Raw genomic sequence first — 19,262 nt, 5'->3', positions numbered from 1 at the left:
CCTCATGGATATTGAAATGCCGGGCATAGATGGCATAACAGCCACCGGCTATATTACAAAAAAATGGCCCGATTTAAAAATTCTGATACAAACAGTATTTGAAGATGACGATAAGATTTTTAAAGCCATCTGTGCCGGGGCGTCGGGTTATATTCTCAAATCCACTTCACCGGCACGGCTTGTAGAGTCTGTTCAGGAAGTTTATAATGGAGGCTCGCCCATGAGCCCTTACATAGCCAGCCGGGTATTAAAACTCTTTCAACAGTTTGCCCCAACGGAGCAGCAGGAGGGTAAAGACTGCAGCCTGACCAGCCGGGAAAAAGAAATTCTTTTATTGATGGTGGAAGGAAACCAGCAGCAACATATTGCGGATAAAATTTTTATTTCTTATGAAACGGTACGTACTCATATAAAGCGTATCTACAAAAAACTCCATGTGGCTTCTGCCTCCGAAGCCGTAGCTAAAGCCATTCGGCAGCGTATTATTTGATTACCACATTCCTTCTTTACAACTCCAAAAATTCACCCACGGGGGTGACAGTTACCCTCATCCGGTTTTCGCAATTTCACACTATTGAAAAAGTGTAAACTTATTTTTTAACGATAAAATAGTAAGTGTATGAAAAAGCAATTTTATGTTTCTGCAGGTTTGTTTGTTGCCGTATTGCTTACAACAACAGGTGTTTCATTTGTACCTGCAAAAAATAATGACAGGGTTTACAGCGAACGGGATATTACCACAGCAGAGTATCAATTTGCACTTTCTATTTTTGAACGGGAATTTCCTCCTAAAGACATGATAACCCTCACCAACAGCACCGGCTTTGGCGGAAGACCTTATGTAAGACCTTCCATAAACGGCGGTGTGCAGATGAACCTTGGCAGCATCTACACCAACCCCCTTGCTACACAGGCCAGCAGAGAACTTTTTGCACATGAACTAACCCATGCCTGGCAGTTAGAACATTATGGAAAAGTGTGGTTTCTTACGCAGGCAATAACAAACCAGGTAGTTGACGGAGCTCCTTATGACTATGTATGTGATGCTGCTAAAACCCTCGGCGATTACAATGCAGAGCAACAAGGCGAAATTGTAAAAGACTATTACAAAAAAAACACCTGTGCCACTGCTGTGGCCCGGCCATTAAGAAGTGCCACCTGGAAATTACTAACCGGCAGCGATGCGGTGGATATGGCCGTTAGTAATGGCGGTACATACTACATGGTAAATACTGCCGGACTCATTTACACATATAATACAGCAATTAACGACTGGAACAGAATTTCAGGAAGTGCCGGAAAGACAATAGCCGCCAATGCCGGAAAAGTTTGTTTGGTAAACAGTGCCGGTAAAATATATGAACTGTCTGGATCAGCCTGGAAGCAAATGCCCGGTAGTGATGGAAGAGATGTAGCCATTGATGGCGATGGAACGATATGGATGGTGAATACCGCCGGTAAAATTTATAAATATAATGGTAGCAAATGGAACCAGATGCCGGGCAGCGACGCCACAAGAATTGCTGCTGGCGGTACACAGGTATGGATGGTAAATACTGCGGGTAGATTATATCAATTTACCGGCACAGGATGGAAAGAGATTTTGGGAAAGATAGCATTAGACATAACGGTGTCTAACGATGGTAAAGTTTTTTTAACCAATGCGGGGGGTAAAATTTTTCAGCAAAACGGCCTTGCATGGACAGAGCTTGATGGAAGTGATGGAAGAAAGGTTTCTGCTAATAACAACAAACTGGTATTGGTAAACTCAAAAGGCAGGATGTATTTCAGAGCTTATTGACCAAAGTTTTAAATGAAAACAAACACAGCTTTAGTATTTCAAAACAAAAAAATTAATTGCACCTCATTTTAATAAAATAGTGAAATGAAAAAAATCTTTCTTTTAGTTATTACCTGCACACTGTTGCTTATGCCTTTCACCTTCTCCCAAAACGTAGGCATCGGTACTGCTACACCCAACGAAAAACTTCATGTTGCAGGTAATGTAAAAGCCGATACTATAAAACCCAATGCTATAAAGCTTACACCTAATGCTGGCATTGGAAAAATTTTAACCAGCGATGCCGCAGGTAATGCAAACTGGCAAACCAATGTTATGGCCGGAAGTGCAGGGTTTGGTCCCTGGGGTGATTGTAGTACAAATGCTATAAGCGAATACAACCCGGTAGCAGATACTGCCGGCGCAAGCGCTGATTATTTTGGAAACAGTATATCAGTTTCCGGCAACTATGCAGTTGTGGGGGCATATGGGGATGATGTTGGAGCAAATGCCGACCAGGGTTCTGCCAGTTTTTACCAATTCAATGGAGTTAACTGGATACTGGTTCAAAAAATAACCGATGCAGCCGGGGCAGTCAATGACAATTTCGGCAAAAGCGTATCTGTATCCGGCACTTTTGCTATTATCGGTGCTTACCTAGATGATGTTGGGGCAAATGCCGATCAGGGTTCGGCAAGCATTTATCAATTCAATGGAACTAACTGGGTGCTGATGCAAAAAATAACCGATGCAACCGGTGCTGCCGGAGATCATTTTGGAACTTCAGTTTGCATCTCAGGTAACTATGCTATTGTTGGGGCAGATCAGGATGATATCGGTGCTAATCTTGAACAAGGTTCTGTTAGCATTTACCAATTTAATGGAACAAATTGGGTGCTGATGCAAAAAATAAACGACGCCACCGGAGCAGCCGCTGATTTATTTGGATGCAGTGTGTCTATTTCCGGCAACTATGTAATTGCAGGGGCATATAGTGATGATGTAGGTGCAAATTCAAGTCAAGGTTCCGTTAGTATTTACCAATTTAATGGAACTAACTGGGTACTAATGCAAAAAATAACAGATGCTAGTGGGGCACCCAATGATTTTTTTGGATTCAGTGTCTCTATTTCGGGCAATTATGCCATTGTTGGGGCATTTACTGATGACGTAGGTGCCAATGTAAATCAGGGTTCGGCCAGCATTTACAAGTTTAATGGAACTGGCTGGCAGTCCATGCAAAAGATAACTGAGGTTACAGGAACAGGAAGTGAAAATTTTGGTTATAGTGTATCTATTTCGGGTGACTATGCCATAGTAGGTGCCAGGCTCGATGCAATCGGTGGCAATAGCATTCAGGGTTCAGCTACTATTTTTCAAAGAGTGGGTATGGGATGGGGCAGGCTTCAATTTGTAACAGACCCACTTGGCAATGCAAACGATGGTTTGGGTACTGCAACGGCTATAGATGCCATTAGCAAGCGATTTTTAATTAGTGCCACAGGTTATCCGGAATCAACCGGCATCGGCAAGGTTGTTTTTGGAAAAATAAACTAACTGAAATGAAAAAAATATTCATCCTTCTTGGGCCTTGCATCCTGTGCCACATTCCTTTCACATTTTCGCAAAACGTAGGCATCGGAACCATCACACCTGCATTTAAGTTAGATGTAAAAAACGGCAGCATCAATACTGATTCGGTTTACCGCATCGGTGGTAAAAGGGTATTGTCAACAAATCTTCAAAATACATTTGCTGGTATTGGCATAGCCAATTTATCAACGGGAGACTATAATACGGCTGTTGGAAACGAAGCTCTTTATTCCAATACAACCGGAGAGAGGAACACGGCTCTGGGCTTGTGGGCATTATACAGCAACACGTCAGGATATTACAATACCGGAGTTGGAAAATCTGCACTTCATTTAAATTCAAACGGCGATGCTAACGCGGCTTATGGCTACGAAGCTCTTTATTACAATACCGCTTCATTTAACACGGCGGTCGGTTATCATGCAATGCTTTTTAATAGTGGTGGCTATCAAAATACAGCCAATGGTTACGAAGCCCTTACTCGTAATACCACCGGTTATTTTAATACCTCGATTGGGTCACAATCATTGCTTTTCAATACAACAGGAACCCGAAATAGCGCTACCGGCACTAAGGCTCTTTATTCCAATTCCTTAGGTCATTACAATACTGCCAACGGGTATGGAGCACTTTATGGAAATACCCAGGGAACTTACAATACTGCCCATGGCTATCAGGCACTTTATTCAAACAACTTTGGTGATTTCAACACGGCATGTGGCACCGAGACACTTTATTCCAACACAGCCGACAGAAATACAGCCCTAGGTTATAACACACTTTATACGAATACGATAGGTTTTCAAAATACAGGTGTTGGTTATTATACTCTGGTTAATAATATCACAGGCGATAACAATACCATGATTGGAAGTTTTAGTGATGTAAGTTCTGGTGATCTATCTAACGCTACTGCTCTTGGTTACTCTACAAAGGTTGACGCCAGCAATAAAGTGCGGATAGGTAATGCTTCTGTGACTTCCATCGGCGGTCAGGTAGGTTGGTCAACTTTTTCTGATGGACGCTACAAACAAAATATACAGGAAGATGTTCCGGGCATCGCCTTTATTAGTAAGCTTCGCCCTGTTACTTATACTGTTGACGTAAAAAACCTTGATGAAAATTATTACAAACTAAAGCCAGTTATGGCTGCTGCCAACACTCCGTACCGGCATACCGGTTTTATTGCACAGGAAGTGGAACAAAGTGCAACAGCACTTGGTTTTAATTTTAGTGGTGTAGATAAACCGCAACAACCGGATAAATTGTACGGTTTGCGGTATGCGGAGTTTGTGGTGCCGCTGGTGAAAGCGGTTCAGGAACTTTCAAAAGAGAATGATGAATTGAGAAAACTAAGTGCAGAGCAAAAGAAACAAAATGAAGAACTGTTGAAACGTATTGAAAAACTTGAATTGTTTATAGCTATTAAAAAATAGAGATATGAAAAAAATATTTTTTTTAATTGTGCTTTGTGCCTTCTTCTTTATGTCTTTCACCTTTTCCCAAAACGTAGGTATTGGCACTGCCACACCCAATGCATCTGCACAACTTGATATTTCCAGCACAACAAAAGGAGTACTCATACCCCAAATATCGCTAGATAGTTTGAAAGATGTGACAAGTGTACTCAACCCGGCAAATGGCTTGATTATCTACAATACAACACAACCTGGTGCTAAGAATGATGTAGTTCGTGGTTATTATTATTACAGTACAGTTTCTGGAACATGGATAAGGTTAGCTGATAATTTTAATGATAACAATTGGCAAAATGGAGGTTTACTTGGTGTTCAGTTACGCAATAAAACCAATGGAGTTGAAATGATGGATAATTTTGGGGGTTCAAGTATTAATTACAATCCTAAACTAAAAATTTTAAGGGCAGTAGATTCTGCAACACTGAATTCCAAAAATAATATTCCTGTACTGGTACTTTCCGGCGTTACTAAAAAAACAATTGCCGGATGGGGAAACAGGCAAAAAACAAGCTTAATATTTGAAAATAGTTACCTGCTTGCTGATGGTACCACATCTGGTACAAGTTCAGTCGGTATTTCTGCTTATACAGAGAATACCACTGCTATTGCTAACAGTTTAACAAATGGGCTTGGATTTTATACATTTTCTCCACCACATAATACTGCAGCACTTGATACACCTACACTGAGTATGTACAGGCGTAATGTAGGTATTGGTACCTATGTAACAGATATTAATAGTGTTGCTGATGGCAGGTTGCAGGTATCCGGTTTTGGCAATGGAGACCAGCTATCCTTGCGTCATCCGGCAAATGCAATCTTCAAATGGGGATTCTATGTAAGTTCTATAGATTCCTCACTTAATTTTTATTATAACGGCTCGTTGCGGTCTAATATAGACAGGGTTACTGGTGTTTATACGGCGCTATCTGACAGAAGTAAGAAAAAAAATATCAAGCCAATGATGTCTGTACTGGAAGCAGTGATGAAGGTGCCTCCTTATAGTTTTAATTATTCAGACAGTAAAGATACAGACAGGAGTATGTTTGGATTTATGGCACAGGATATTCAACCCTTTTTTCCGGAACTTGTATATAAACGGTATGACCGGGATATTACAAAACCAGTTCTTACTATGGATTATAGCGGTTTGGGTGTTATTGCTATAAAAGCAATTCAGGAACAGCAAGTAATTATACAGATGCAACAGCAGGAGATTAAAGAAATAAAAAAAGAAATTGATTTACTGAAAGAACAAAATATAATGCTGATAAAATTATTGAATAAGAAAAATTGAGTGTAAAAAAACTTCTCCTTTTCACCTTGTATTATATTCCCGGAGATTTAAGGGTTTTAAAAAATACATTTTTAAAAATTAAAACTTATAATACTCTTTCATCCTCGTCATCAGCATGTCTTTTTTTCTACGGGATACTTCCACTTCATGATTATTGGAAAGGATAATTGTTCCCCCTTCGCCACGTACATATTCTTTTACATGCTCCAGGTTTACCATAAATGATTTATGGGTGCGGATAAAATTGCTGTCTTCGAGCAGTTCTTCATATTCGTGAATGGGTTTACTTGCACAAATAGTTGGCCGGTTGGTAAAATGAAAATTGGTGTAATTACTGCTGGCTTCGCAATAAATAATATCCTGTATCTGCACTACCTGAAAACCTTTAACCGAAGGAATGCATAATTTCATTTTTTGTGAGCCGCCTTTGTGCTGCATGTTGTGCAAAAAAGTTTCAATGTTTTGCCCGGCAGATTTTTCATCCAATTTTTTCTGAACTCTTACCACCGCCTCCTTTAATAATTCATCATCAACCGGCTTTAATAAATAATCAACAGCGCTAAACTTAAAAGCCTGAGTCATATAATTACTGTGTGCAGTTACAAATATTATTTCAAAATTTATAGCGGGCAGGTTATGCAGCAGATCAAAACCGTTTGTTTCCGGCATGGCGATATCTAAAAAAACCAATTGCGGCTGAAGGTTTGTTATGGCATCAGTTGCTGCCGCCGCACTGCTGCAGGTTGCAATAATTTCTACTGTGTCGCAATGTAACTCCAGTAATTTTTGTAAAGAGCTAAGCCCTCTTGGTTCATCATCCACCAAAATTGTTTTTATTGTAGTCATGGTTCGTTTATTTCAATTGGTAAATGGAGTGTAACTAAAGTGCCGGTTTCTTTTTGGCCTGCAATATCTTTTTTATCCTGTATGGCAACACTGCTTTGCAGTTTGTATTTTTCGTTTAACAGAAAAATACGGTTTTTAATATTTTCAATACCAACCGAATTATGCAAATTGCCGTTGCCCGAACTTTGCCAAACAGATGTTTTTTTATTTTCTAAAGATTGATTAATGCCAATGCCGTTATCATCAATGGTGCATACCAATTGATGATTTTGCTTTACAAAATTAACATTGATATGAATGTTTTTGTTTTGGCTGGTTACACCATGCCAAATGGCATTTTCAATAAAAGGTTGAATGAGCATGGGCGGTAGGATAGTTTCATCTGCATCTAAATCTTTAGCAACTGTTAAAGTGCAGGTAAAATTGGCATTGCGTATTTGTTCCATTTCCACATAGCGGCTAAGATAATCCATAGTATTGCGAAGAGAAATAAAAGGCTGGCCTGATTGATCTAAGGTAACTCTTATCAGGTGAGCAAACTTACTGAGAAAATGAGACGCCTCTTTATTCTCATTGCTTAAAATCATTTCCCGTATACTGTTGAGGCTGTTAAAAATAAAATGAGGATTCATTTGTGCCCTCAGTGCCATCATTTCTGTTTCAGTTATTTTTTGTTTTAATGTAGCTTCCCGGCGTATAACCCCAATTCTTCTTCTTACAAAAGAAGTAATAAAACCAGTTAGCAGCGAAAGGGCAACTATCCTGAACCACCAGGTTTTCCACCAGGGAGGATGAATAGTGATATTCACTGTTGTAATTCCTTTGCTCCACTTGCCATCGCTATTTGCCGAGCGGAGTTCGAAAAAATATTCCCCGGGCGGCAAGCTGGTATAACTCACAAAATTTCTGTTGCCACAATTTGTCCAGTTATCGGTAAGCCCTTTTAACCGGTAAGCAAACTGGTTATTATTTTGATTGGAAAAATTAGTTACTGCAAAATAGAGTGTAATAAAATTCTGATTGTATTTAAGAGAAATATTGCTGATACGGGAAGGTGAAGTTTTCGATTGCAGGGGAACATCGTTAACCTGTATTGCAGTAATGAGTGGCACAGGGCTAAAATCATTTTCTTTTAATGCAGCAGGGTTAAACTTTGTAATGCCACCTACGCCACCAAACAAAAGCGAACCATCGCTTTGCTTATAAACACAGGCAGTATTATATTCTAAAAAAGATAGGCCATTACCCATATTATAATGTTGAACGGAATATTGATTTTGTGGATTTATTTTATAGATACCCGTATTGGTGCTTACCCAAAAAAAACCCTGGTTATCTTTTTCTATTGCATAGCATACATTAGAAAAACCGGCTGTATTTAAGATAAGCTGTTTAATCACTTCATTCTTTTTAAAATCATACAACAAAATTCCGTTATCGGTAGCCAGCCAAAACAATTGTCCATCAGCTAACAGGTGCCTTACATAAATGGCGTATTTTTTAACCGGGTCAATAATTTCAAAAGTAGATTTAAGGTAATTATATTTACCCAACCCCGCACCTACAGTACATATCCATACCGTATTGTTTTCATCTTCGTACATGTACCTGCCAAGGTAGGCAGTTGGCCAGGTAATGCTGGCAGGAAGAGAAACCCAGCGTTTGTCTTTTAATGAAAAAAATACAGGACCGTTTTCTCCGGTTATCAAAAGGCTGTCGGCTTTTTTAAGTTTTATTATACCATAGAGTTTTTTTGTTGTTAGCAGATCTTTGTTTTCTTTATAGTTGATTTGTTTTCTTTTTCTGTCCAGTTGCATTAATCCTCCCCAGCTTGCTATCCACAAATTGTTTTTATCATCTTCCGTAATATCATAAATGGTATTACTTACTATCCCAATTTTTGATGATGCTGAGTAAGTATGAAATTTGTTGGCTGCAATATCCCATTCTGCTATTCCCTGGTTTTGTGTGCCAATATAATATGCACCATCCATGCATTTGTACATATCAAAAATCATATTGTCGGGGAGTGAGGCAGGTTTTGATGGTTCGTTACTTATACTGGTAAACTGGTATTTCAACGGATCGTATTTTGCAACACCACTTCCGCTAAGACCACACCAAATAATTCCCTGCCTGTCTTTAAATAATGACAATACAAAATTTTTGCCCGGCGAACGTCCGTCATACCGGTCATGAGTAGCTGTTTGTACAGTTGCGGTTTTCTCATCGTATTGTACAATGCCATTACCCCTTGTGCCTATCCATAACTTATCGGTTGCATCTGTTATAAAACACCCGACACCATCAGTTTGTATTTTAAAAGGAGCGATGTTGCTGGTTTGTTCAACAGGACCGTTAATTACAAAGCATCCCTGTGTAAGTGTACCTATCCATAAGGCGCCCTGATACGAAAATAAATCCCTTATTTCAGGAAAAAAGTATTGAGGATGCAGTAACTGTGTTTTATAACTGGCCCCCTCAGGAAGTAAAGAATAGAGATTGTTTAAAAGCCCAACAATTATTTTTCCATTATGCTCCACTAAACTGCTTACCCTGGTTTTATTGGTGCTATCATCAAAAAAAGAAGTTATTGATTGTAACGCAGTGTTAAGGTGTATAAGACCGTTATTATATGTTATAAACCAGTATTCATTTTTTTCGAAGGAGATAATTTTTTTCACCGGCACTTTTTCAAGGCTGGCGCCAAAAGTAAAATGATCTGCTATGCTCACCAGCGAATCGATAGCAGGATCATAAAGGCAGGTGCCCTGCAAAGTGCCTACCCATAATAATTTTTTTTGTGTGTCAAAAAAAAGGGAGGAAATATAATTGGAAGGAAGTTTTTTACCGATGTTGTTTTGAGGTAAAAATATTTTGAACTGCTTTCCGTCATACCTGTTCAGCCCATCCTGTGTACCAAACCACATAAACCCATCATCATCCTGTGCAATGGCATAACAACTGTTTTGAGATAGACCCTGTTCGGAAGAATAATTTTCAAATAAAAGCGGCTGACTGTTTACGGACATTGAAAAAGCCAATGAAATAAATACTATAATCCAAAAGTTTTTATTGAAAAAATAAGTACACATAATTAATACTTCAACGCAATTAGCAAAGTTAATACTGTAAAATACTACTGTTAAACTACACATAAATTCACCAACAATGTTGTGATAACTGATGCTGCATTATTGGTTATGATAAAAGTAGTAAGAGTTTAATTAAAAAAAACGCCGTAAACACAATCAAAACCGCCATTATTGAAAAGCCATTACCCACCTTCCTGTCATTTAATAATTTTATAGAGTTCTTTTCTGTACAACAAAATTTTATTTAGGGATGATATTCTTTGCTTATTTAAATAAAAGTGTACTTGGTCCTCAGGTTAAATAATTTCTATCCGGCAAATAAAAAATTTAATTCATTTTAAAACTGTGTATGATGAAAAAAATATGCTTACTTTTTTACTATTTATTTTTTTTCCAATGTTTTTTGTATTCTCAAAACATTGGCATAGGTACACTAACACCCACCCGTGCAAAATTGGAAGTGCATGGCGCAGTTGATGCTACTACAGCCATATTCGGCGGCGAAAGCAGTGGAGTATCCATACAACGCAACTGGCCGGGCATCGGGTTCAATACATATTGGAACAATGGCAACCGGTACCTGATAAATGGTTTTGCGGCCAAACAGTATCTTGATCCCAGCAGTGGGAATATGTATGTCGATATGTTTTCAAACGGAGCCGCAGGCGGGCTTCCACCCATTACGGCTCGTGCACTTACACTTTCATCAATTGGAAATGTGGGCATTAAAGGGGCCGGTACCAATGCCGAATTACAATTGCCCAACACGATAAGTAACCGCAAATTAGTTTTTTGGGAATCGGCAAACAACGACCACCAGTATTTTGGTTTAGGTATTGAACCGGGCACTATGCGTTATTCGGTTGCCGGCACTGATAATGTACACCGTTTTTACGCAGGCACTTCAGGGGGGTCATCGCAATTGCTCATGAGTATTTGGGGAAATAAAAACCTGATCATTGGTACACAAAATGGCGGAAGTAAAGTTGGCATTAACAGCATAAGCCCTTTATATCCGCTGGAAATTGTACAGACAGGCGGCAGGGGACTCGCCATCATTGATCCCAATACTTACAATTATTTTGGTTTGAATACCAACCTGTTTGGTTCAACCAACAATCTATATATTTTATACAACGATGCCGGTGTTGCATTCATAAAATCTGATGGCAGCTATCACAGCGGCAGCGACGAACGCCTGAAAGAAAACATCACGCCCATGCCCGAAACGCTTTCAAAACTCCTGCAGCTAAGGCCGAAAAGCTATACCATGAAATACAATAACCCTGATAAAAAATCAAGCCTTGGATTAATTGGCCAGGAGTTAAATAATTATTTCCCCGAATTTGTTTCAATAACTGATGGTGCCAGTTTTGGGCACAAAGAAATAGAGGAACTCTATGCCGTAAACTATAGTGGCTTATCGGTAATTTCCATCAAAGCCATACAGGAGCAGCAGCAGCAAATAATTGATTTACAAAAAAGAATGCAATTGCTGGAAGATCAAAATAAAATGCTGATTCAGTTATTAAAAAACAAAAAATGATTGTATGAAAAAGTTATTGCTTCTTCCGCTTATCCACTGCTTTTTTTTACCCGTACCTGCACAACCTACTTTTAATGTAGGCATCGGCACAGTAAACCCTACCCGTGCAAAATTAGAAGTGCATGGCGCTGAAGGTGCAACCAGCGGCATATTTGGAGGAGAAAGTAGTGGTATAAGTCTGCAACGCAACTGGCCCGGCATCGGTTTTAATGAATATTTTTCTACAAGCAGCAAGTACATGACCAATGGTTATGGCGCCAAAATTTTGTTTGATCCAACTGTTGGATACATGGCTGTAGATATGTTTGGGAATGGCAGTGCTAATGCCAATACATTTGGCACAAGGGCATTAACAATAGGCAATAATGGAAATATAGGTATTAAAATAGGTGCAACCAACGCTTCGCTCTGTGTATTAAAAGCAGGCAACTTTGAGGGCGCTGCAATATTTGGAGGAACTACTTATAACTCACATTTTAATTATGCTGCCGCAGAAGATACTTACATAAGGGCAGGAAGAAATAATGGCAAAGTAATTTTAAATGATATTCCCGGAGGTCATATAATTATTGGCAACGGGAGCAGCAAAATTGGGGTTAATAATGGCAGCGGTGTTCCTTATTACACACTCGAAATTCGTCAGGCAGATAACAGGGGTTTAGGGCTTATTAATCCAAATGGTTTTAATACCTGGGAATTACTAAACAACGTGGTTGAATTAAGATTTCAATATAACGGTAATACAAGTTCTTATATTCAACCCAATGGTAATTATGTTCAGGTTTCTGATACAAGGCTCAAAAAAAATGTGGAGAAAATACCCTCGGTATTTGACAAAATAATGCAGTTAAAGCCGGTAATATATGAAATGAATAATAGTAATCCCGGGCAGGAAAAAAGTATTGGTTTTATAGCACAGGAGGTAAAAAAATTATTTCCCGAATTGATACATACCAGTAAAGGAAAAAGTAACGGATATGGCGAAATTAATGACCTGCTCCTTATGAACTACAGTGGCTTTGGAGTACTGGCCATTAAGGGTATTCAGGAGCAACAGCAACAACTAATTGAAATGAAAAAGGAAATTGACTTGCTGAAAGAACAAAACAAATTACTGATGCAATTATTAAAAAAGTAAAGACATCAAATGTGCAGACAGAAAATTTTTTTATCTAAAAAAGCGCAAATTGTTTACACCGGTTTTATAGTACAGGATGTAGAAAAAGCAGCAAAAGAAATTGATTATAATTTTAGTGGGGTAGATGCTGCTAAAGTCGATAAAGACCTTTATGGTTTGAGGTATAAAGCGTTTGTAGAGTCATTAGTAAAAGTGGCGCAGGAGCTTTCAAAACAAAATGATGATCTGCTGAAACGTATTGAAAAATTGGAAATCCTTCTTACACAAAAAAATAATTCAGCATGAAAAAGAAAATTTTACTTTATTATTTTGTAGCTGCGATTGCTGTTTTTATTTTTTCAAAAAACTCTTTCTCACAAAACGTAGGCATTGGCACCACTGCACCAAACGCCAAAGCAGCATTGGAAATAAAATCAACAGATAAGGGTGTTTTATTTCCACGGCTTACAACCGCTCAGCGTAATGCTATTACCAATCCACCGGATGGCTTGCATATATATAATAAAGACGAACGGTGCCTAAATTATTATGACTCTTTATATCAGATATGGAATTGCTATTGTGCAGATTGCCAGGCTGTGATCATCAATATCACGGATGATATATGCAATGTTGATTTTTATAATCAATTTGCTAAGTACAATCCTGCCAAAAAATATATCATCAACCTGAACACCGATGTTTATATCTATGGTTGCAACCCCGGTGATACAGCTTTATCGTTTAGGAATATGCCAAATGGCACATCCATCATAATCAATAATAATTATGGATTTATAATTGGTGCCGGAGGCAAAGGCGGTAAGGGACAAATGGAGCCGGGCAGTGGGAGTTGCAGTATCTTCTTTCTCCCTGCAGAACCAGGTCAGGCAGGGGGAGCAGCTATAGTAACGAAGGCAGGAGTAATGGTTACAGTAAATAATTACGGACAAATTGCAGGCGGTGGTGGAGGTGGTGGAGGAAGTAATAAAGGAGCAACTTCAGGGTATGGTGGAGGTGGAGGTGGTGGAGCAGGACTTGCTTTTGCTCCTGGTGGAACGGGTGGTGGACTTTTTAGTCAGACATGCGGCACATTCGGATGCGGCCCATGTTTGCCGAATTATCTTAGTCAAGCTGGAGCCAGCAGTACTAATATCACTCCTGGTAATGGTGGGTTAGGATATAACGGTGGTCCCTCAGGCGGTAATGGCGGAAACCGTGGACAGTCAGGACAAAATGGAAATGTTGCTGCTGGTGGTGCAGCTGGCAAAGCGATTGGCGGCGGTAGCGGAAACATTATTATAAATATTGGCGGTGGACAAAGCTTTGGTATTGTAGATTAATTTTTTTTATGAAAAAATATTTCAGACTTTTTTATTTTTTATTTCTTATTCCCATTCTGTATGTGCCGGAGAATTCCTTTTCTCAAAACGTAGGCATTGGCACTACCACACCTGCAGAAAAACTTGATGTAAATGGAAATATTAATGTTACCGGAACTATTAAAACTAATGGTGTAGATGGTGCCGCCAATCAGGTGTTGATGAAGAATAGTAGTGGTGTTTTGGCATGGGGTAATATGGTTGAGTATAAAAATTATACAACTTTTTTGTTTACTACATCTGGGGCTAATCAATCGTGGATAGTACCTGCTGGTGTAACAAAAATTAGTGTACAAGCTTGGGGAGGAGGGGGCAAGGCCCATAGTGTGTGCTGTATTAATATAGCCGGAGCTGGTGGCGGTGGCGGTGGATATATTGAGGGCTACTTAGCAGTGGTACCTGGTACAACTGTTAATATTGCAGTTGGTTCAGGTGCAAATAGTACTATAAATTTTGCACAGTTCAGTACCATAACATACAACAGCCAAACCTTATCTGCATGGCCAGCTTCCAATGCTTCGGCCAATTCAGGAAATGAAATTTTGCCCGGAATTGGAGGAACATTTTCAAGTAATATTCCTAATTATATAGGAATGACCGGGGAGAATGGAAAACCTAGTATTGTAAGGTTTGATCAGGTATCAACTTCAGAATTTACAAGGGCTATTTATCATGGAGATGGTGGTAATGCTCCAAATACCCTTTATACTGCTGGAAAGGGCGGATTCTCCTCAACAGGTACCATTAGTTATTCACTTTCGATTGGTAGCAAAGGGACTGTGCCTGGCGGTGGCGGTGGTGCCGGTAACTATACTAGTGATAACGCAGGTGGAAACGGAATGGTAATCATACGTTATTAAAGAGCTCTGTTGAATAACAGAGAAACAATAAAAAACGGAAACATGAAAATTAAACTACAACCCAACAAAAAAAATTGATACCTGGGCTATTTATATAAGCCTCCAGAAGTTGGTAGTACTGTTGTTCATAAAGAATTAATATACCATTAAGAATTTGATGCATCTGTCACAATAAAAACTGTATTTGGAAAAGCAAATTAACTGTTATGAAAAAAGTATTTATCAACTTTTCTTTTTTAATGGCCTTTGCCTCTTTGTCATTTTCTCAAAATATCGGTATTGGCACCACCACACCCAACGCATCTGCACAATTAGATATCAGCAGCACTACAAAAGGTCTGCTAATACCAAGAATGACATTGGCGCAGCGGATAGCAATAGCAACACCTGCAACAGGTTTATTAGTTTATCAATCAGATATTGCCGACAGCTGTTTTTATTGGTACGATGGATTGGCCTGGATAAAATTGCAAAGTGCAAAAAGCGGATGGAACCTTACAGGTAATGCAGGTGCAGATCCATCTCTGCATTTTATTGGCACTACTGATAACCGGGTATTAAATTTTAAAGTAAATAATATTAAATCGGGAATAATAGATCATGTTAATTATAACGCTGCATTTGGTTTCTCAGGCCTGTTAAACAATTCATCAGGCACACATAATACAGCAATTGGTTTTGGATCGATGTTGAGTAATACTATTGGCAATTATAATACATCAATGGGGGCATTTAGTTTTTATAACAATGTATCCGGCATCAGGAACACAGCCATTGGTACGTCTGCACTTTTTTCTAATACTGCTAATGATAATACTGCGGTGGGTTATGAGTCGATGAATCAATCTTCATCAGCAACAGCAACAAATAATACAGCAGTTGGCTCCAATGCTTTAAGACAAAATATTTCTGGCACTTCCAATACAGCAATTGGCGATTCAGCAGGGTTTACTTCAACTGCTGGCAGTTATACCGTGTCGGTTGGTAAAAATGCAGGGAAAAATAATACAGGTTCATGGACAACTATTATTGGTATAGATGCAGGTAAAGTAAACACAGCTTCAGGAAATCTGTTTACCGGTTCAGCATCCGGAATGAAAAATACATCCGGATCTGGTAATACTTTTGTTGGCGATAATGCCGGCAGAGAGAACATAACGGCAAGCGGTAACTCCTTTTTTGGCTCCTTTGCCGGCTCGTTAAGTACAGGTGCCAATAATGCTGCATTCGGACAAATTGCTTTGGCATCCAATACCTCTGGCGCAGGTAATGCTGCTTTTGGTACTTGGGCATTAAACAGAAATACTACCGCAAGTGCAAACACTGCAGTGGGGTCAAGTGCCTTATTTTTTAATACAAGCGGGTCAAGCAATGCCGCCACAGGATTTCATTCGTTGTTTAATAATAATACCGGCAGTTTCAATACAGCATCAGGCTACGAAGCGTTGGAAGGGAACCTAACGGGAAATAACAATACGGCTATAGGTTACCGTACATTGTATGAAAATACGTCGGGCTACAGTAATATTGCTATCGGAACATCGGCATTAAGATTGAATACAGATCGTAGTAATTTGGTAGCTATCGGCGATTCTACATTATTTAATAACAGCACAGGTTTTGAAAATACTGCCGTTGGCTCAAAAGCACTTTATAGCAATACAACAGGAGCCTTTCAGGTAGCTGTTGGGGATTCAGCATTATACAGCAACACCGGCAATTTTCACAATTTCAATACTGCTGTAGGGTCGCAGGCTGGGGCTTTTAATGCCTCTTCATCTGGTGCAATATATATCGGTTTTCGTTCCGGCTGGCATTCGTCTGGCGGAACCAGCAATATTTTTATGGGCTCTTACAGTGGAGAAAACAGCACCGGATCTTATAATGTTAGTGTGGGAAATCAAACCTGCAGAAATACCATTGGCGATTTTAATGTAGCATTTGGTAATTCAGCATTGGAGTCAACTACTTTTGGTTCAAACAATACAGCATTTGGCCAGTCTGCCCTCTTTAATAATGTATCCGGAAGTTTTAATACTGCAGTTGGTTACACAGCAAATGTTTCCAGCGGAGCACTCACTAACGCTTCGGCAATTGGTTCAGGTGCAATAGTAGATGCCAGTAATAAAGTTAGGGTGGGTAATACATCTGTTGGTTCTATCGGCGGGCAGGTAGGATGGACAACTTTTTCTGACGGACGTTACAAGCAACAAATAAAAGATGATGTACCAGGCATTGCTTTTATAGCCAAATTAAAACCGGTAAGTTATACAGTTGATATAAATAGCCTTAACAATAATTATTATAAAATAAAAAAAGATGGTGCAATATCATTTTTAAATACAGAGAGGCAAACAGGTTTTATTGCACAGGATGTGGAGAAGGCAGCACAAGAATTAAATTATTCATTTAGTGGCGTTGATAAACCAGCAGTTGAAAACGGATTATACGGGTTGCGCTATGCAGAGTTTGTTGTACCGTTAGTAAAAGCGGTACAGGAGCAGCAGGAACTAATACAGGACTTGTTGAAAAAACAGGAAATACAAAACAAAAAAATTGCTGCACTGGAAGAGCAGTATGAAAAGCTCTTAAAACAACTTACCCCGAAAGAGTAAAATTGTTTTAATATTTCTAAAGGTAAAGAGAAAAGATCCTTCCGGTATTTTATGAAATTTTCAAAAATGAATTATAAAAATCTTAAATGATTTATTTTATGCTTAAAAAAATACTCTCCCTGTTATTTTTAATACCCATTTTTTTACTAAGTAATGCACAGGTTGGCGTAGGTACTTTAAGCCCTGCTAGTTCGGCGCAACTCGATGTAAGTTCTAGCAGCAAAGGGTTTTTACCACCAAGAATGATATTGGCACAGCGTGATGCTATAACCGGCCCTGTTAGCGGACTGCAAATATGGTGCAGCAACTGTGGAAATGAAGGAGAAATGCAGGTGTATAACGGAACAAGGTGGACTAATATGATTGGGGGAATCGCTGCATCACTACCCATACCCGGTGTTACTATCTGTGGTGAGGTATGGATGACTAAAAGTTTAGACGTTGCCTTTTACAGGAACGGCGACCCTATTCCAAAAGTAACAGACCCTGCCTCATGGGCTTCGTTAACCACGGGGGCATATTGCTATTACAATAATGACAGTGCCGCTTATGCTGCTATTTATGGAAAATTGTATAACTGGTATGCCGTTAATGATTCCAGGGGATTAGCACCTGCAGGATGGCATGTACCCAACCAGGCCGATCTTTTAGCGTTAGAGTCTTGTGCAGGAGGGGCATCTAATGCTGGCGGTGCTCTTAAAGCTACTGGAACTTCACTTTGGACGAGTCCAAATTCCGGTGCAAATAATAGCACTGGTTTTACAGCACTTCCTGCCGGCTCCCGTAATAATTCGGGCATTTTTTTTGATGTAGCCCTATTTTCATATTTTTGGAATGCTAAAGAAGAAACATCCACAACTGGCAGGGTAAATTATTTGAGTTATAATAATGCCACTAATGTTACAGGGGCGCTAAATAAGAAATTTGGCTTTTCTGTTCGATGTATTAAAGATTGATTTTTTATTGCTTGGCTTTAAAACTCCAGGTAATTAAAAACTCTGCTACCACTTCGCCCTGTGCATTGGTGCCGGTACTTTTGGCAATTACAGTTTTTCCTTCGCCATGAAAAATTGCGGCCTCAACAGTTTGTTTTATAATTAAGCCATCATTACAGATAAAGGTTGTTTTACCAATAGCTTTTTTTATAAAGTTGCCGCTGATATTTACTACCAGCATACTTACTGCGGGGTTTCTTTTGTGAACATGTGCAAGACCTAAAACACCGGTACTCATTTCGGCAGCCATGCTAAGGCAGGCGAAGTAGGTGCTTTTAAATGGATTTTGGCTAAACCATTTATACGGCACTGTTACCACACATTTATTTTCATCGGCAAATTGTACACGTACGCCACTAAAAAAAGCACTGGGTAATTTGCTGAATAAAAACAAGCCGAATTTAAAACGGTTGTTAATCAGTTCAAGAAATTTATTAACAGAAGCCATTAATTTTAGATTTTAGATTGCCGATTTTAGATTTTTGTGAATCAGTTAAAACATTTTATACACTTGAAATATTTTGTCAATAGTAAAGTATTGATTTTAGATTTTGTAAAATAAAAAATGTAATCATAAATCCGAAATCCAAGATCAGAAATCATAAATTTTTTTAATCGCCGTATATTTTAGGATTCAATACATTCGGGCTCCACATTT

At 39.0% G+C, this 19,262-nt stretch carries 15 protein-coding genes; 12 read left to right on the top strand and 3 right to left on the bottom strand.

Going from position 1 to position 19,262, the window contains the following annotated elements; all coding sequences use genetic code 11:
* From ACY651_RS00540 to ACY651_RS00520, 5 genes are all read left to right on the top strand, one after another.
* On the top strand, positions 1–490 hold a 490-nt coding region (locus ACY651_RS00540), incomplete at its 5' end, for a LuxR C-terminal-related transcriptional regulator (protein ID WP_462248613.1).
* A gap of 129 nt (positions 491–619) precedes the next feature.
* Positions 620–1,801: a tectonin domain-containing protein gene (locus ACY651_RS00535; RefSeq protein WP_462248611.1), complete on the top strand. Its 1,182-nt coding sequence runs from the start codon at positions 620–622 to the stop codon at positions 1,799–1,801.
* A gap of 84 nt (positions 1,802–1,885) precedes the next feature.
* Positions 1,886–3,337, top strand: a complete 1,452-nt coding sequence (locus ACY651_RS00530; RefSeq protein ID WP_462248609.1) for an FG-GAP repeat protein — start codon at positions 1,886–1,888, stop codon at positions 3,335–3,337.
* 5 nt (positions 3,338–3,342) lie between these two features.
* Positions 3,343–4,809 carry a tail fiber domain-containing protein gene (locus ACY651_RS00525; RefSeq protein ID WP_462248607.1) on the top strand — a complete coding sequence of 489 codons (1,467 nt, stop codon included), beginning with the start codon at positions 3,343–3,345 and terminating at the stop codon, positions 4,807–4,809.
* A gap of 4 nt (positions 4,810–4,813) precedes the next feature.
* The gene (locus ACY651_RS00520; RefSeq protein ID WP_462248605.1) at positions 4,814–6,148 is read left to right on the top strand and encodes a tail fiber domain-containing protein; all 1,335 of its coding nucleotides are present in this window, start codon (positions 4,814–4,816) and stop codon (positions 6,146–6,148) included.
* Positions 6,149–6,226: 78 nt separating this feature from the next.
* Here the strand turns inward: ACY651_RS00520 and ACY651_RS00515 are convergent, their stop codons facing one another.
* Positions 6,227–6,994, bottom strand: a complete 768-nt coding sequence (locus ACY651_RS00515) for a LytR/AlgR family response regulator transcription factor (RefSeq protein WP_462248603.1) — start codon at positions 6,992–6,994, stop codon at positions 6,227–6,229.
* Entirely contained in the window at positions 6,991–10,026 is a 3,036-nt protein-coding gene (locus ACY651_RS00510; RefSeq protein WP_462248601.1) for a ligand-binding sensor domain-containing protein, read from the bottom strand. The genes ACY651_RS00515 and ACY651_RS00510 overlap by 4 nt, the downstream gene beginning before the upstream one ends.
* Before the next feature lie 466 nt (positions 10,027–10,492).
* Here ACY651_RS00510 and ACY651_RS00505 point away from each other — a divergent pair, with 466 nt between their 5' ends.
* From ACY651_RS00505 to ACY651_RS00475, 7 genes are all read left to right on the top strand, one after another.
* Positions 10,493–11,635: a tail fiber domain-containing protein gene (locus ACY651_RS00505; protein WP_462248599.1), complete on the top strand. Its 1,143-nt coding sequence runs from the start codon at positions 10,493–10,495 to the stop codon at positions 11,633–11,635.
* 4 nt (positions 11,636–11,639) lie between these two features.
* Entirely contained in the window at positions 11,640–12,773 is a 1,134-nt protein-coding gene (locus ACY651_RS00500) for a tail fiber domain-containing protein (RefSeq protein ID WP_462248597.1), read from the top strand.
* A gap of 9 nt (positions 12,774–12,782) precedes the next feature.
* Positions 12,783–13,058 carry a hypothetical protein gene (locus ACY651_RS00495; RefSeq protein ID WP_462248595.1) on the top strand — a complete coding sequence of 92 codons (276 nt, stop codon included), beginning with the start codon at positions 12,783–12,785 and terminating at the stop codon, positions 13,056–13,058.
* Positions 13,055–14,095 (top strand): hypothetical protein, encoded by a 1,041-nt coding sequence (locus ACY651_RS00490; protein ID WP_462248593.1) that lies wholly within the window; start codon positions 13,055–13,057, stop codon positions 14,093–14,095. Before ACY651_RS00495 ends, ACY651_RS00490 begins: the two co-directional genes overlap by 4 nt.
* A gap of 8 nt (positions 14,096–14,103) precedes the next feature.
* Entirely contained in the window at positions 14,104–14,994 is an 891-nt protein-coding gene (locus tag ACY651_RS00485; RefSeq protein WP_462248591.1) for a glycine-rich domain-containing protein, read from the top strand.
* Positions 14,995–15,200: 206 nt separating this feature from the next.
* Positions 15,201–17,609, top strand: a complete 2,409-nt coding sequence (locus ACY651_RS00480) for a tail fiber domain-containing protein (protein WP_462248589.1) — start codon at positions 15,201–15,203, stop codon at positions 17,607–17,609.
* An 86-nt stretch (positions 17,610–17,695) separates the two neighbouring features.
* Positions 17,696–18,565: a fibrobacter succinogenes major paralogous domain-containing protein gene (locus tag ACY651_RS00475; protein WP_462248587.1), complete on the top strand. Its 870-nt coding sequence runs from the start codon at positions 17,696–17,698 to the stop codon at positions 18,563–18,565.
* 4 nt (positions 18,566–18,569) lie between these two features.
* Here the strand turns inward: ACY651_RS00475 and ACY651_RS00470 are convergent, their stop codons facing one another.
* The gene (locus tag ACY651_RS00470) at positions 18,570–19,052 is read right to left on the bottom strand and encodes a PaaI family thioesterase (RefSeq protein ID WP_462248585.1); all 483 of its coding nucleotides are present in this window, start codon (positions 19,050–19,052) and stop codon (positions 18,570–18,572) included.
* Positions 19,053–19,262: the final 210 nt, after the last annotated feature.

The organism is Ferruginibacter sp. (assembly GCF_031391665.1).
GTDB lineage: Bacteria > Bacteroidota > Bacteroidia > Chitinophagales > Chitinophagaceae > Ferruginibacter.
This window is presented reverse-complemented; position numbering and strand designations above follow the sequence as displayed.

Excerpts from the sequence above, each read along its gene's own strand:
- ACY651_RS00535 (WP_462248611.1), top strand. The coding sequence starts at position 620 with ATGAAAAAGCAATTTTATGTTTCTGCAGGTTTGTTTGTTGCCGTATTG.
- ACY651_RS00530 (WP_462248609.1), top strand. The coding sequence starts at position 1,886 with ATGAAAAAAATCTTTCTTTTAGTTATTACCTGCACACTGTTGCTTATG.
- ACY651_RS00525 (WP_462248607.1), top strand. The coding sequence starts at position 3,343 with ATGAAAAAAATATTCATCCTTCTTGGGCCTTGCATCCTGTGCCACATT.
- ACY651_RS00520 (WP_462248605.1), top strand. The coding sequence starts at position 4,814 with ATGAAAAAAATATTTTTTTTAATTGTGCTTTGTGCCTTCTTCTTTATG.
- ACY651_RS00515 (WP_462248603.1), bottom strand. The coding sequence starts at position 6,994 with ATGACTACAATAAAAACAATTTTGGTGGATGATGAACCAAGAGGGCTT.
- ACY651_RS00510 (WP_462248601.1), bottom strand. The coding sequence starts at position 10,026 with ATGTCCGTAAACAGTCAGCCGCTTTTATTTGAAAATTATTCTTCCGAA.
- ACY651_RS00500 (WP_462248597.1), top strand. The coding sequence starts at position 11,640 with ATGAAAAAGTTATTGCTTCTTCCGCTTATCCACTGCTTTTTTTTACCC.
- ACY651_RS00495 (WP_462248595.1), top strand. The coding sequence starts at position 12,783 with ATGTGCAGACAGAAAATTTTTTTATCTAAAAAAGCGCAAATTGTTTAC.
- ACY651_RS00490 (WP_462248593.1), top strand. The coding sequence starts at position 13,055 with ATGAAAAAGAAAATTTTACTTTATTATTTTGTAGCTGCGATTGCTGTT.
- ACY651_RS00485 (WP_462248591.1), top strand. The coding sequence starts at position 14,104 with ATGAAAAAATATTTCAGACTTTTTTATTTTTTATTTCTTATTCCCATT.
- ACY651_RS00480 (WP_462248589.1), top strand. The coding sequence starts at position 15,201 with ATGAAAAAAGTATTTATCAACTTTTCTTTTTTAATGGCCTTTGCCTCT.
- ACY651_RS00475 (WP_462248587.1), top strand. The coding sequence starts at position 17,696 with ATGATTTATTTTATGCTTAAAAAAATACTCTCCCTGTTATTTTTAATA.
- ACY651_RS00470 (WP_462248585.1), bottom strand. The coding sequence starts at position 19,052 with ATGGCTTCTGTTAATAAATTTCTTGAACTGATTAACAACCGTTTTAAA.